This is a genomic window from Bradyrhizobium sp. SPXBL-04 (assembly GCF_051853035.1).
Classification (GTDB): domain Bacteria; phylum Pseudomonadota; class Alphaproteobacteria; order Rhizobiales; family Xanthobacteraceae; genus Bradyrhizobium; species Bradyrhizobium zhanjiangense.
On sequence record NZ_CP182472.1, the window covers coordinates 3,886,232 to 3,902,066 of the forward strand.

The window sequence follows — 15,835 nt, forward strand, 5'->3', positions numbered from 1 at the left end:
GTTGAGCATTTACCCGCTTGGGGCGATGGTGGCTTCGTTTCAGCCCATAGTCATTGCGGCTTGCATCGAAGATCCCCGTCGGTCTGCTCGATACACATTGATGTCAGCTATCGCTAACCATGAACAAAACAGCGACGGTGGAACGCCTTTGTCGGGGCGGTTCCGCGATCCGTGGAAGCTTGGAAGATGTCGTGGACAACTTGACAAAATTTCCAATACCTCACGCTATACAATCGCGTCGTTCAAAATAATGATAGATAGTTCAAGGGCATAAGCCGGATATCTCCATTTGAGATAACTGGATAGGGGGCGTCGTGGACATATTCGATCTCGATCAAGCGTTGATAGAACGATACGAATCGTTCGCGCGCTCATTCTCAGATATCCGAGCACCGGAAATCCGTGGACAGGTCGATGCTGCTTATAGCGAGCAGCGCTTTTGGCCCGAACCCCTCATCACTATCAATCCGCATTTCGAAGCTGGCCATTCGATAGATCAGCTCGTCGCGCAAAATGTGCTGGATCCTGCTCTCAGCAAAATATTCGCAAGTGGTTCGGACCGGAAGCCGATCAAGCTCCATCGCCACCAAGAACGTGCTGTTGTGAAGGCGCGCAATGGCGAAAGCTTCATTGTAACCACCGGCACAGGATCCGGCAAATCTCTGTGCTTCTTCTTGCCGATCGTCGATGCGGTCGTGCGCGCGCGGCGCGCAGGCGAGGCCCAGCGGACGCGCGCCATCATCATTTATCCCATGAACGCCTTGGCCAACAGCCAACTTGAGGAGCTTGAAAAGTTCATCGGCGGCTCAGGGGTGGAAGAGGAGCTGCGTCCGACCTTTGGTCGCTATACAGGCCAGGAGAGCGATGCAGATCGACAAGCCATCGCCAAGGCCAAGCCCGACATTTTGCTCACGAACTTCATGATGCTCGAACTGCTCATGACGCGTCAGGACGAACTCGATCGTGCCGTTATCGCTAATGCGTGCGGCTTGGATTTCCTTGTGCTGGATGAATTGCACACATATCGCGGCCGCCAAGGAGCGGACGTCGCGATGCTGGTGCGGCGCGTTAAGGACCGCCTTGTCAAAGAGCGAAAGCTACTTTGCATCGGTACGTCGGCGACGATGTCGAGCGCGCAGGACGAGATCGAGCGAGCAAGTGCCGTTGCTCGCGTCGGTAAGCTCATTTTCGGGGAAGAATTGAGTTCGGCTTCGATCATCGACGAAAATCTTGCCCGGGCAACGGATCCCCGGATCAACGGCGCAAGCCTCGGAGCATCACTTGTAGATGCGGTCCGGGCACCAATACCTGCCGGCCTCAGCGACAAGGAGCTGTACGGCAATCCGCTCGCCTGCTGGATCGAGACCGAGATTGGACTCGCTGAAGGCGAAAAGCTGCGCCGTCGCCCACCCATGACGTTGAGCGACGCGACTGCCAAACTGGTGGCCCAGACAAAACTTCCGTCCGAGGAATGTAGGAGCGCCCTTGCCGGAATGCTGTCTTTGATGGGCCGCCGCGAAGATCTTCGCGGCGGCATCAGCGACCGTGCATTTCTGGCGTTTAAGCTTCATCGCTTTATTTCTGGCGCTGGGCATGCCTACGCAACGATCGAACCTGCGACCGGCCGGCGTGTCGTGTTGGAGGGGCAGGTTTTTCATCCCTCCGATCCGAATGCGCGCTTATATCCGGTCTTCTTTTGCCGAGAATGTGGCCAAGAACACCATAGCGTGCGCATTGAAAATGCGCTCGATGGTATCCGCGTTCTTGCGCGGGCCATCGATGAGCCGGCGAGTGAAGACCCAGAACCAGACGGTTCGCGAACCGGCTTCCTAATTCCCGCGGTCAATGCCGATTTCCAGTTCGGGGGCGCCGTCGCTGACTATCCAGACGATTGGCAGGAAACTACGCCGGCCGGACAGGAGCGCCTTAAGGGAGGACATCGCGGCAAGCATGAGGGGCAGCTCCTTTATATGAAGCCTGATGGGTCGCTCGGCGACGACGGGGTGCCAGCTTGGTTCTTCAGCGGCAAATATCGTTTCTGCCCCCATTGCCGTCATCAGCCGCCGCAACAGGCACGCGACATCAACAAGCTGGCGGGCCTGTCGGCCGAAGGCCGCAGTTCGGCGACGACGCTCATCGTCTCGACCATCCTGGCGTGGATGGAGGCCGACGGCACGCTTGAGGAAAGCACACGCAAGCTTCTGGGCTTCACAGACAATCGGCAGGATGCGGCCCTGCAGGCGGGGCATTTCAATGACTTCATTTTCGTCAGCTTGCTCCGCGGCGGTATCTTACGTGCCGTGCGTGACGCGGGCGAGAAGGGCCTCGCGGATGTTCGGTTCGGTGAGGCTGTTCGCAAAGCGCTTGGTTTCGATCTGGAGGAATCTGACCGGCTCTCCGATTGGATGGCCGATCCGCGCGTAAAGGGATTCCACAACCGGCAGGCGGCCGAGGAAGTGTTGACGTCGATCCTCGCGCATCGGGTATGGGCGGATCTTCGGAAAGGTTGGCGTTTCACAAACCCGAATCTCGAAGAAGCCGGTCTCGTGGAGGTGCGGTTTCCCGGGCTGGGTGAACTGGCGGGCGACGACGAAGAGTTCGCTGGCAATCCGAGGTTGGCGGGCAGCACGCCCCAATTGCGAGCCAGGCTCTTCACGCTGCTGTTCGATTATATGCGTCGCGGCCTTGCGATCGCCACCGAAGCGTTGGATCGCCAGCGGATATTGCAGGTCGCCGAGACGTCCAGAAATCACCTGCGCGATCCTTGGCTGATCGATCAAAATGAAGAACAGGAACTGCGCCAGGCCGGATTCCTGATGCTCGATCCGCCGAGCAAAGCCGAGATCAGCGCTGCGGAAGATGTACTAATTGTACGAGCCGGCTGGCGGACGGCTTTGGGGAAGGCCCTCCGCAGCAAGGATCTGTGGGGTGAGCCGCTTCCCGTCAAAGAGTATGACGACGTTATCGCCACGCTCCTGCGTGCGGCCGAAAATCACCAGGTCGTCCGGCGGGTGGTTACCGGCGGAGAAGCTCCTGCGTGGCGTCTGTCATCGACTGCCTTGCGCCTCTTTCCGGCGACCAAGAGGGCCGACGGCAAACGTGAAAATCCTTTCTTCCGTACGCTCTATGAAGACGTTGCGGAGATGCTGGGGCAGGAGGGCAATTTGCCTTTCGCCTTCGAGGCTCGGGAGCATACCGCCCAGGTCGACCAGAAAGTTCGTGCTTGGCGTGAAGATCGGTTCCGGTTCGGGAAGTCGGATATCGAAAGGATCGCCCAGAACCGGGAGGAAATGCGCCAGGAAGGCGAACCGGCGAGTTTCCTTCCGGCGCTCTTCTGTTCTCCGACGATGGAACTCGGCGTTGATATCAGCGCGCTGAACGCTGTCTTTCTCCGGAATGCACCGCCAACACCGGCAAATTACGTGCAGCGAGCCGGCCGTGCTGGCCGCAGTGGTCAAGCAGCGCTGGTCGTCACCTATTGTGCTGCGCAGTCCCCTCACGACCAATATTACTTCAACAATCGGCAGGGGCTTGTCGCGGGCGTGGTGAAGCCGCCAGCCCTCGATCTTGCCAATCGCGATCTGCTGCGGAGCCATCTCCATGCCGAATGGCTGGCGGCTGCCGTGGTGCCACTGAAGCCATCCATCCCTGAAAACTTGAACATGGCAACACCGGAGATGCCGATCTCCGATCCAATCCAAGCGGCGTTCGAAAAGCTTGCCGCAAGCGGAACCGCGAAGCCTACGATGCGCCGCCTTCTTGATCAGACTGTCAGCGCGGTCGAGTTGGTCGACGCGCCGTGGCTGGCCGATATCGATGCATTCGTCGATGAAACCAACCGGGAAGCCGCGCAGAATTTCGCAAGCAGCTTCAGTCGGTGGCGGGAGCTCTACCGAAGCGCACGCCGCGAGCAGGATGAGGCGCATCAAATCCAGCAGAAGACGTCCTTCAAACCGGGTGAACGCAAAGAGGCTGCGCGCCGGCATTTCCGGGCGACTGAAGAACTTGACATGCTCGAGCGCGGACAGGCTTCGAACGGCTCCGATTTTTACACTTATCGATATCTGGCGACCGAAGGATTTCTGCCGGGATACAACTTCCCGCGTCTCCCGCTCTATGCTTTCATCCCTGCGACCAAACGTGCGGCCGTCTTGCAAAGGCCGCGTTTTCTCGCCATTTCCGAGTTCGGTCCCAACAGCCTGATTTATCACGAGGGGCGCGCCTACCGGGTTGTCCGTGCGAAGCTGCCGGCGCACGGTCGCCTCGACGATGGCAAGCTGGCAACCACCAGCCTCATCCTGTGCGGCGAGTGCGGAGCGGCTCACACCGATGATAAGCTCGAGCGATGCCACGCATGCGGCGCTTCGCTGGCCGGTGTGGATCGGCTCGACAATGTCTATCGGATCGACAATGTCGAAACCGCGCCGTCGTCTCGGATCACGGCGAATGATGAAGACCGGCAAAGGCGCGGCTTTGAGATTCAGACCGTTTTCCAGTGGCAATTCGAAAAGGGCGTTCCCGATATCCGCACGCTTACCTTGCGTTCGGAAGCGGGTCCGTTGCTGCATCTCGATTATGGTGCGCGCGCGAAGCTATCGCGCGTCAACAAGGGACTTCGCCGTCGGAAGTCAAAGTCGATAAACGGGTTCTGCATCGATCCGACGTCAGGCCGATGGGTAAAGGATACGCTCAACGGCGGGGATGATGATGACATGGACGTCACGATCCCGAAGTCGCAGCGGATCGTGCCGATCGTCGAGGACCATAAGAACGCGCTTCTGGTACGGCCGCTTGCAAATTTTGACGAGCGGCAGATGGCAACCCTGCAGCACGCTCTTCTGCGAGGCATCCAGATTGTTGCCGAGCTTGAAGAAGGCGAACTCTTGGGCGAGCCGTTGCCTGCGCGCGAGGACCGCAAGGCAATCCTGCTTTACGAGGCGACCGAGGGGGGAGCAGGTGTTCTGAACCGCCTTGTCTCCGATCCGCGCCGAACGGCGGAGATCGCCCGTCAGGCGCTGGATCTTATGCATTATGATTTCGCGCCGGGTGGGACTGGCCTCAAGGAGCGGTCGGATGCTTGTGTCGCTGGCTGTTACCGCTGCCTGCTCTCCTACTTCAACCAGCCCGACCATAATCTGATCGATCGTCGCGACGCGGAGGTCACGGCCTTTCTCTGCCAGCTTGCAGAGCCTGAGGTCGCGCAGGCAGAGCCGGTGGAGGCCGCAAGCGGCTGGCTAGGTGCGATAGGCCGGTGGGGATTGCCAGCACCATCCCCGCGCAAGGTCGACGGCACTTTATACGAGCTTTACTGGCCAAACTTTCAGGTGCTCGCGGTGTCAGGTCGTGTATCGGAGGGGCTTGCCGCGGCATGCGCAGACTTGGGGGTGGATGTCGTCGAGCTTCCCGAGGTGCCGGGCGAAGCCGCGCCGCGGAAATTGGTTGAGTTGTTGGGGGCGGCGTAGTGGAAGCGGTCAGATTTTCACCGGGGGATCTTGTCGAGGCGCGGGGACGCGAATGGGTCGTCCTTCCGTCTCCGGATGACGACATCCTCAATGTGCGGCCCTTGTCAGGTTCAGAAGCCGATGCGCAACGGATTGCGCTCGCGCTTGAAGTCAATCCCGTCAGGCCTGCGCGATTTGCTCCGCCAACGCCCGAGCGGCGGGACACCCAGGACGGTGCGCGATTGCTAGCGGATGCGCTCCGTCTGTCGCTTCGCCGAGGGGCTGGCCCGTTCCGAAGCGCTGCGCATCTCGGCGTGGAGCCGCGCGCCTATCAACTTGTACCGCTGATGATGGCCTTGAAGCTTTCGGTGGTGCGGTTGTTGATCGCCGACGATGTGGGAATCGGCAAGACCATCGAGGCGGGGTTGATCGTCCGCGAGATGCTGGACCGCGGTCTGATCGACCGTTTCTCGGTACTGTGTCCGCCCCATCTCGTCGAGCAATGGGTGAGTGAGCTTGCAGAGAAGTTCGATATCGACGCCGTGGCGGTGACGTCGGCCAAGGCGCGCAGCCTGGAGCGTGGTCTTCCTGCGGCTCAAAGCCTATTTGAGGCCTATCCGCACACCGTCGTAAGCCTTGACTATATTAAGGCCGACAGCCGCCGCGATGAATTTGCCCGGGCCTGCCCATCCCTTGTGATCGTTGATGAAGCGCACGCCTGCACCGGCGGAGATCGCGGCAGACATCAGCGTTTCGAGCTTCTCGAACGCCTGGCCTCCGATGAGGAGCGTCACATGCTACTGCTGACGGCAACGCCGCACAGTGGCGATGAAGCGGCGTTCGATCGTCTTCTAGGCCTCATTAGCCCGGACTTCGGGGGAGGTCCCCAAGGCGACGAGAATGCGCGCACGCGATATGCGCGCCGTTTGGCTCAACATTATGTTCAGCGACGGCGCCCCGACATTACCGAGTCCGGCTGGCACGAGAAACGGACTTTCCCTGTTCATCAGGTGAAGGATGAGCCCTTCAGTCTCAGCGGCGAATTCGGTGCCTTCCACGATCGTGTCTTAGATTATTGCCTTGCTGTTACACAGCGAGCCGGTGCCGATCAGCGCAGCCGACGGCTTGCTTTTTGGGGAACGCTCGCACTCATGCGATGCGTCGGCTCCTCACCGGCAGCCGCGATCAATGCACTGCGCAATCGCTTATCCGGTGTGGTCGACGAAGAGGCGATGCAGCCCGTTGTCTTCGACGAAGACGAAGGCCTGCTCGATCAGGGAGACGTGGAGCCCGGTACCGCCAGCGGCAGCGCCGAGGAGCGCGGTGAGCTCGCCAAGCTGATCGCGATTGCAGAATCCCTTGATCGCCGTCGTGGCGAGGATCCCAAGGTGGCGCGTCTGCTAAAGGTTCTAAAAACGCTACTTCAGGAAGGATCCAAGCCGGTCATCTTCTGCCGGTTCATCGCAACGGCGGAGGCGCTGGGCGAAGAGATCAAGCGTGCTTGGCCAAAGGCTGACGTGGCAGTCGTAACAGGACGGCTGCCATCTGAAGAACGGCGAACTCGCATCGATCAGCTTGAAGACTCCGAGAGCCGAATCCTCGTCGCGACGGACTGCCTTTCCGAAGGCATCAATTTGCAAGCGCTGTTCGATGCCGTCGTCCATTACGATCTAAGTTGGAATCCGACCCGTCATCAGCAACGCGAGGGGCGTGTCGACCGATTTGGTCAGCGTTCGCCTGTCGTCCGCTCAGTGACGATCTTTGGCGACAACAGCGCGATTGATGGCGCAGTCTTGCAGGTCATCCTGCGAAAAGCGGACGCCATTCGTAAGGCGACGGGCATTTCGGTTCCGATGCCCGAAGACAGCGAAGGCGTGACCTCGGCGCTGATGCAAGCGCTTATGCTTCGCGCCGGCGGGCATCGGGAGCAGTTGGCCTTCGATTTCGGTCTCTCAAGCGAACGGCTCGACAGCAAATGGCGCGACGCCGAGGAAAATGCGAAAGCAAGCCGCGCGCGCTATGCGCAAGGTGCGTTGAAGCCCGATGAAGTGCTGCCGGAGTGGCGGCAGATGCGCGCGCTAAACGGTGGTCCGACCGAAGTTGCGCGCTTCACGGAACGTGCTTTGAAGCGCGCCGGTGCGCCATTGGAGACGGCCGGACAGCATCATTTAGTGCATTTCGATGCGATGCCCGACGCCATCAAGGAACGCTTGGAGGCGCGTGGTCTGCGAGGGACGCGAAGAGTTGGCTTCGAGGATGATCCGGCGCCGGGCGTGACGCATCTCGGGCGCGTCCACCCCCTCGTTGCAAGCTTGGCGGAAAGTTTGGCGGAGGGGGCGCTGGATCCGGAGGGTGCAGCATTCCGTCCCCTTGGCCGGTGCGGTGCCTGGCGCACGCGAGCCGTCGCTCAGATGACAACGCTGATGCTGTTGCGGCTTCGTTTCAAGCTCATCACCAGCGGCCGCACAAACCGGCTGCTGCTTGCCGAGGAAGCGACGGGCATCGCGTTCGGCGGAATAGCTCCAGCGTCGATCCTTGAAGGACATTCTGCCCTTGAGCTTCTCGAGGCCGAGGCAGCAGGAAATCTCGATGAACTCGCTGCTGCGCGTCAGCTCCAGAGAGCTCATGGACGATTGGTGAGCTACCAGCCTGCGATGGAGGCCTTCGCAGCGGAACGCGGAGCTGCGCTTTCCGCCGACCATCTTCGGCTGACGGAAGCCGCGCGCGGTGGGGCGACGGTCGAGGTCGTTCCTGTTTTGCCAGCGGACGTCATAGGTCTCTATGTCCTCCTTCCGGAGGGCGAGTGATGGCCCGGCATCTCAAGCGCGCCGCCAATATTGGGCTCACCGCCGTCTCGATCGAGGGAGGATTGATCTCTCCCGATCAAGTTGCAGTGATCGCTGCCACCGCTCCAGACCAGAAAGCGGCCGCGGAATATGGTTGCCCCAAAGGGACGAACCTGCGTGACGAGATCACGCGCTATTTCAGGATCGGCCAGGCGCATTGGCAGGCTTATGCCAAATTGGCAGCGCCCACCGAGCTTCAAACGACCGTCTTCGTTAAGAGCCTGCTTGAGGAGGCGTTCGGATTTGAAGGTCTGCACGGCCCGAATCTTCACCAGCAAAATGGGCATACCTACCGTATTACCCTTGAGGCAAAGGGCGGCAGGGTGCCGATCGTCGTGGCCGCGCCTCTATCGGATGCGGATGCATTCACCAAAGCGCTTCCGCATCTTGGCGACGAACATGGTACAATTCCGCGACGTTCGCCGAGCGTGTTGCTCCAGGACTGGCTCAACGCGAACTCCGAGTTCTTATGGGGTCTGGTTTTTGCTGGCGACCGCCTCCGCCTCATGCGGGACAACGCCAGCTTCACCCGCCCAACCTACATTGAAGCGGATTTGGGAGCGATCTTCCGCGACGAGATGTTCGCGGACTTCACTGCCACGTGGCTGCTGATCCATGCGACACGTTTCGGCGGGGAAAATGCTGCGGCGGGCGATTGCGCGCTGGAGCGCTGGCGCGAGGCTGGACTACGAGCCGGAACCGCGGCACGCGATCGACTTGGAAAGAGCGTCAAGGAAGCACTACTGGCGCTTGGCCAGGGGTTCCTGGATGCGAACCCCGACCTGCGGGTGAAGCTCGATGAAAAGCATACCAGCATGCATGGCTGGTTTGAGCAGCTCCTACGCGTGGTTTATCGGTTGATCTTCTTGGCGGTCGCTGAAGATCGCGAGCTTCTACATGGACCGGACGCATCGGAAGCGGCTCGTGATCTCTATGCTTCCGCTTACGGCTTCAGCCATATGCGAGATCGGTCGGCTCGACGTTCCTCGCACGATCACCATCATGATGCTTGGGAGGCGGCGAAGATCGTCTTCCGGGGGCTGGAGCACGGCGAGAAGCTACTCGGATTGCCAGCGTTAGGCGGGCTTTTCACGCGTGGTGAGACGGTCGATCTTGACGATGCAAAGCTGCCGAACCGCGCCTTCCTGCGAGCCATCTTCCACCTGAGCTGGCTCATCGAAGATGGGCGGCGTGTGCGCGTAAATTGGCGCGACATGGCCACGGAGGAGCTCGGCTCCGTCTATGAAGGCTTGCTTGAGCTTGTTCCGGTCCGCGAGGAGCATGGCCGGCGCTTTGGCTTCGCTGAAGCCGACGAATCGAAGGGCAATGCGCGTAAGACCTCCGGCAGCTACTACACGCCGGACAGTCTCGTTCAGACGCTGCTCGATTCGACACTCGAGCCCGTACTTACGCGGGCCGAGGCAGAGGGGGGCGCAGAGGCAATCCTGCAGCTTTCGGTAATAGACCCCGCCTGCGGTTCTGGCCATTTTCTACTCGGTGCGGCCCGTCGCTTGGCCGCCCGCGTTGCTCAACTGCGTGACAGCGAAGCGCCGGACTATCCAGCGGCAATGCGGCACGTCGTACGCCATTCTATTTACGGCGTGGACCGCAACCCAATGGCTGTGGAGCTTGCGAAGGTCGCGCTTTGGATTGAGGGGCTTGAACCAGGTAAGCCGCTCACGTTCCTAGACAGTCATATACGATGTGGTGATAGTCTCGTCGGTGTCTTCGACGTCACAAGTCTCGGAGGCGGCATTCCCGATGCAGCCTACGAGGTGCTTGAGGGCGACGATGCAGAGGTCGCAAAGGTTCATGCCCGCCGCAATAAGGAGCAGCGGGAAGGCAAGGGCGCTACCGGCCTTTTTGCTGAGTTGAAACCACCTCCTGGCCTCATCGGCGCGGCCGAGGCGTTGACGGCCATGCCGGAGGAGACGCTAGCCGATGTCGCCGCCAAAGAAGCTGCCTTCGCCCGATTGCATGGTGGGGCCAACTGGCTGCGGTTGAAGACCGCCTGCGATACCTATGTCTCCGCGTTCTTTGTTCCTAAAACCGCAGAGCGTTCCAACATTGCTCCGTCGTCTATGCCGGAGACTGATCACGTCTGGATGGCAGCGAGGGGGCAAGCGCTCAATGCCTCTCTTATGGCGGAGGTGGAGGCAATTGCTCACTCGGTGTGCGCCTTTCACTGGCCGCTCGAGTTCCCGGCGATTATGGCGCGCGGTGGCTTCGATGTTGTGGTCGGAAATCCACCATGGGAACGAATTAAACTTCAAGAAAAGGAGTTCTTCGCCGCTCGCGACCCCGACATTGCGACGGCTCGCAACAAGGCCGAACGCGAGAAGCTCATCAAAGCACTTAAGAATGCCGTGCCGGGCTCTCCCCAATTCCAGTTGGCGGAGGAGTTTGAGTTCGCGAAACGCGCGTCTGAAGCCGCGAGCGTGTTTGTGCGCAAGACAGAGCGATTCCCGTTGAGTGGCGCAGGTGATGTGAACACATATGCATTGTTTGCGGAACTCTTTTCCCAGTTGACGAGGGTAAATGGGCGCGCCGGAATAATCGTGCCGACTGGTATCGCAACGGATAGTTCGACAAGTGTATTTTTCCGCGATCTTGTCGCCAGTCGGAGGCTCTTCAGTCTCCATGATTTTCAGACTGGGCTCGGGTACTTTGACGATATCGGTCACGCACGATTCAAATTTTGCCTCTTGACCGTGGGGCAGGCAAATACTGGGCCTGCCGCGATCGACCTAAGCTTCTTCTCTCGGACGGACGAGGAGTTTGGTGACAAGCGGCGTCATTTCACACTCACGCCCGCTCAGATACTTGAGCTGAATCCGAACACTGGCACAACACCTATTTTCAGAACCGAATTTGATGCGGACCTAACTCGTAAAATCTATCGCGCAGCGCCGATTCTCATCCGCGAGCGGCCGGAACATCCGGACGGCGATGACAATCCGTGGAGCATTACCTTTCAGCGACTGTTTGATATGTCGTCAGACAGTAAGTTGTTCCGAACGGCGGCGCAGCTATCCAGCGAAGGGTTCAACCGCGAGGGGCTAGATTGGCGCAACCGCGACAGCCAGATCTTCGTGCCGCTCTACGAGGCCAAGATGATCCACCATTTCGATCATCGCTTCGGATCTTATGCGGGCCTTTCGGAGCGCTCAGGCGAGGGTTCGCTGCCGCCGACGCCGGATGCCGTCAGAAACGATCCAGATTACGAAGCAGAGCCGTGGTACTGGGTACCACAAGCTGAGATGGAGTTGCGAGTGGGTCGCTTGCCCGCCCGTCTCAAGCAGTATTTTCGAAAGGAGAATGCGGATGGCTGCTTAAAGGTGTTAGCGGAATGGGTGATCAGCACACTCGACTCAGCCGATCTGCAGCCGAGTAATCTCGCGCGTTCCGCTGATCGCGCGGGCGCGCTTTTGCGGGATGTGCTGGGACAACGCGCGCTTGATCGCGGCATCGTTGGTGCCAAATTTGCGACATGGCTACACAAAGCGGCGGATAGCGCCCGGGAGATGCACCGCGAGACGCCGCTTTCGGAAGATGATCTCGCTTTCATCAAGGCAGGACCGGCTGATCCGCTGGCACTTACTGCGGCCCTGATCAGCCGCAAGCAGCCGCGCTGGCTAATGGGTTGGAGGGATATTTGCCGCTCCACCGACGAGCGAACGGTGATCGCAAGTGTGTTCCCGAAAGCTGGGGTGGGAGACAAGATCCTTGTGATGCACCACCCATTGGGAATCCGATCGGCGCTCCCGATTGTTGCGAACTTAACTTCGATTCCCCTCGACTATGCGGCGCGCCAAAAGGCTGGAGGGACGTCGTTCAAATACTACTACATGAAGCAACTGCCGATTCTCGCTCCGCACCAATTCAACCGCAGCGACTATGCCTTCCTGACCGAGCGGGTGCTTGAGCTCACCTATACCTCTCACTCCATGCGAGCGTGGGCCGAAGATCTTGGATACGGAGGGTCGCCGTTCGCTTTCGATCCCGCCGACGCGCAGACGTCCGAGCAGAACTCGATGCCTTCTTTGCACTGAAATACGGTCTTTCCCGTGATGAGCTTCGCTATGTGCTCGATCCAGCCGACACGCATGGGGCAGACTATCCATCTGAAACCTTTCGTGGCCTAAAGCGCAATGAGGAGTCCGCACTAGGCGAGTATCGCACGCGCAGGCTCACGCTTGACGCCTACGACCGCCTATCTACCACGCACGTGGCGAGCACACCCATCGAGGTTCGCCAGCCGCTTGCAGCCTCGTTGCCTAACAACGCATGGGCTAGGACTGCCCAATCGCACCCCGGTGACACGGGAGTTGTCTTGGCAGCCATTCTCAAAACGATGGTTGGGCCGAGGCCGATCCCCGATGTTCGTCTTGCCGCAGCCTTGGTCCTAGAACCGCGCCTACTTGTTCCGCTCCTGCCTCCCGCCAAAGCGGCTGAGTGGCGTCGCCTGATAGGGGTGGAGTCCGATCCTCTTGCCGGCAATGTCGCGACATTCGTCGCGAGGAACAACACAGCGTGGGGCGCCGCTCTGCGAAACCACCGCGGCAATGGACGGCTGGTTGAGGATCTCCAGCGCGGGACATGGGCATCTGGTCCCGGTTTGGAGGCCATCGACACTTCCGGATGGCCTGACGGTCGTGCAGGCTTCGTGTTCGGTGCTCTGGAGAACATCAACCTAGACGCGGCGGTGGATTCGCTGCCCGCTGACATACAGCAGTGGGTGATCAATGCCGCAGCAGCCTGACCTTCTCGACCCGCAGCTTCTGACGGTAAGCCCCGCTGAAGGGTTCGAAGGGCCGCGGCTTTGGGTTCGACGACTTGTCATATGGAAAGAGCCTGGTGGGGAGAAGGTGCGGGACATCGAGCTTCGCCCCGGCCTGAACATCGTCTGGTCACCTGATGGAGCAGATGATGCCGCTTTGGCCGGTCAAACAAATGCCGTCGGGCATGGAAGCGGCAAAACGCTTTTCTGCCGGCTTATCCGCTATTGCCTTGGCGAGGATCGCTTCGCCACCGAGCCCCAGCGTGATCGGATCGGCATTGCATTCTTGAACGGCATCGTGGGTGCCGAGGTCATACTAGACGGAATCTGCTGGGCGATCGTTCGCCCGCTCGGCGTGCGTCGGCGACATATGGCTGTACCGGGCGGAAATCTCGACGAGATCGCCGCTGGTGAGGGCGCTTCAACGGGAATGGAGCCGTTCGTCGAGGCGATCGATCAGCAAATCATCACCACCGCGCTTGCCCAATTGGTTCGCCCGCAAGCAAACGGGCCTATTTGGCCGATCGCGCTGGCCTGGCTCACGCGGGACCAAGAGTGTCGATTTGACGATGTCCTTGACTGGCGGTCACCGACCTCGGACTCCGATTCACCGATGCCCGCGAGCGGACAGGAGAAGGGACCAAGGCTTGAGGCGCTCCGTTCGTTTCTGATGGCGATCACGCCTGAGGAACAGGCCACGCGTGGTGAAGTGAATAGCCTCAGCGAGGAGCGCCGAGTCCTGGATCAAGAGATTGGCCATCGCCGGTGGGAAATCGAACGCACGCAAACACGGCTCGTTACGGGCCTCGGCCTTGAGGGGCAGTCGCTTCCAGAGATGCCATTGCTGATCGACCTCATGCGCAGGTCCGCCAGTACGCGCTTGGCGTCGGCAAGTAAGATTCCGACTGGCGGCGACGCTGAACTCACCGCAGCACGCGAGCAACGAGAGGCCGCGAGAAATGAATTGGCGCGCCTTGAAGGCGAACGTATCCGTATCGGGGCGCTAATCCCCGCTGAAGAACGCACATTGGCGATGATACGCGGGGAATTGCCGGGGCTTTCCTATTCGAAAGTCGAGGCTGAAAGCCCGATCTGCCCGATATGCGAAGTCCCCGTCGACCGCGCTCTGGCAGAGGGCTGCAAGCTCTCGCACAAAATTCCTGATGCCGACGCCTGCCGGCAGCGTTGGAATCAACGACAAGCTGATCACGACTCCCAAGCGAAGCGAGTTGAGGATCTGCGGCAAGAGCAGACGAAGCTCTTGCCGCAGATTGCTCTAGCCAAGCAGCACTTCGACCGATCCGTCGATCACGTCACGAACATCGAGAAGACCCGCGATGCCCGAGAATCCACTTGGTACGCCGCCCGCAGGCTCCAGGACGATGTTGAGCGCCTTGCAGAACTCTTCGAAACGCAGGAGGAGGGTATCAAGCGTCTGCGCGAATTGGGCGCAAAACTAGAGACTGAGAGAGAACGGCTGGGCGCCTTTCGTGACAAACAGGCCCGGGTTTTCGGACGCATGAGCGAGAAGTTCGACCCGATCGTCCGACGGTTGGTCGGCCACGATGCAAAGGGCCGGATCACCCTTAGCGGGAACGGGCTTGATCTTTCGGTAGACATGGGCGGCGACCGCAGGACAGCCGCGATCGACTCCCTCAAGGTTTTGGCTTTCGACCTCGCTGCGATGTGCGTGAGCATCGAAGGCGCGACACGTGTGCCGTCATTTCTGCTTCACGACAGCCCACGTGAGGCCGATCTTGGCTTGTCAATTTATGGACGGCTCTTCGATATCGTGCAGGATTTGGAGCGCGTCGGCGGAAAGCCACTGTTTCAGTACATTGTAACGACAACTACGGCGCCTCCAACCGAGTTCAGGGAACGTCCCTACCTGCAGCTAAAATTGCATGGCGATCCACCTACCCAGCGCTTGCTCGGGGTCGACTTATGACCAGCACCGAAGCGCGTCTTGCAGCTTATCCATTCGTCCTTCTCTCTGAGCTGCGCGACGCCGCGAACGAACACGGCTACCGCATTGGTCCTGAAGAGGCCGGTGGATGGATTTTTTTCCGATCAGCCAGTGCGCCGGGGGAGATCGGACTAGCCGCCGCGAGCGCGTCCGGTCCATTCTTTCTGTCCCTTACCTTGCCAGGAGTGGTGCGAGCGTTGGACGCTCAAGCTGCGACTCCCTCGGCCAAAGGTCACGCCGGGGCCTTCATGTTTGCTACGCGTGATGAGCTGCATGCTGGAGTCCAAGCGGTGTACCGCCTGTCAGTTAGCTTACCCAACTTTCCTCTCGAGAAATATGTGAAGGCTGTAGCGGAGTTCGGTGAAACCGAAGGAGAACGCGCCCAGAAATTTAGGATCGGACAAGATATCTTTCGCCGCGCCCTCGTCGAATACTGGAACGGGAGGTGCCCGTTGAGCGGAATCTCGGATTCAGATCTCCTACGAGCTTCGCACATGATGCCGTGGTCTGACTGCGCCACCGACGCGCAGAGACTCGATGTGCACAACGGACTTTTGCTATCCGCATTATGGGATGCCGCATTTGACGCTGGACTGGTGACTTTTAATGAGAATGGTACGGTTTTGCCCTCTCCTCATTTGGAGGAGGCTGCGTATGAAGCGCTTGCTATAGATAAAGTGCCGAGGCTGGCGCTACGCGACGAGCATCAGCCCTATTTGGCCTATCATCGTAACCACGTTTGGATGCGGAGTTGAGCGAGCGAAATCGGGAAGTCTCGCATGGATCGGTACGCTGTCTATCG

The 15,835-nt window shown here is 59.7% G+C and carries 6 protein-coding genes; all 6 read left to right on the top strand.

Going from position 1 to position 15,835, the window contains the following annotated elements:
- Window positions 1-314 precede the first annotated feature (314 nt).
- The 6 genes from ACNJX8_RS18355 (at window position 315) to ACNJX8_RS18380 (ending at window position 15,788) form a co-directional block, all read left to right on the top strand.
- Window positions 315-5,462: a DEAD/DEAH box helicase gene (locus ACNJX8_RS18355; RefSeq protein ID WP_439361594.1), complete on the top strand. Its 5,148-nt coding sequence runs from the start codon at window positions 315-317 to the stop codon at window positions 5,460-5,462.
- A complete protein-coding gene (locus ACNJX8_RS18360; protein WP_439361595.1) occupies window positions 5,462-8,248 on the top strand; it encodes a DEAD/DEAH box helicase in 2,787 nt (928 codons plus the stop codon). The genes ACNJX8_RS18355 and ACNJX8_RS18360 overlap by 1 nt, the downstream gene beginning before the upstream one ends.
- The gene (locus ACNJX8_RS18365; RefSeq protein WP_439410344.1) at window positions 8,248-12,339 is read left to right on the top strand and encodes an Eco57I restriction-modification methylase domain-containing protein; all 4,092 of its coding nucleotides are present in this window, start codon (window positions 8,248-8,250) and stop codon (window positions 12,337-12,339) included. Before ACNJX8_RS18360 ends, ACNJX8_RS18365 begins: the two co-directional genes overlap by 1 nt.
- Window positions 12,340-12,620: 281 nt before the next feature.
- The gene (locus ACNJX8_RS18370; protein ID WP_439410345.1) at window positions 12,621-13,049 is read left to right on the top strand and encodes a hypothetical protein; all 429 of its coding nucleotides are present in this window, start codon (window positions 12,621-12,623) and stop codon (window positions 13,047-13,049) included.
- The gene (locus ACNJX8_RS18375; RefSeq protein ID WP_439361597.1) at window positions 13,033-15,015 is read left to right on the top strand and encodes a chromosome segregation protein SMC; all 1,983 of its coding nucleotides are present in this window, start codon (window positions 13,033-13,035) and stop codon (window positions 15,013-15,015) included. The genes ACNJX8_RS18370 and ACNJX8_RS18375 overlap by 17 nt, the downstream gene beginning before the upstream one ends.
- On the top strand, window positions 15,012-15,788 hold the full coding sequence (locus ACNJX8_RS18380; RefSeq protein ID WP_439361598.1) for an HNH endonuclease: 777 nt from the start codon (window positions 15,012-15,014) through the stop codon (window positions 15,786-15,788). Before ACNJX8_RS18375 ends, ACNJX8_RS18380 begins: the two co-directional genes overlap by 4 nt.
- Window positions 15,789-15,835: the final 47 nt, after the last annotated feature.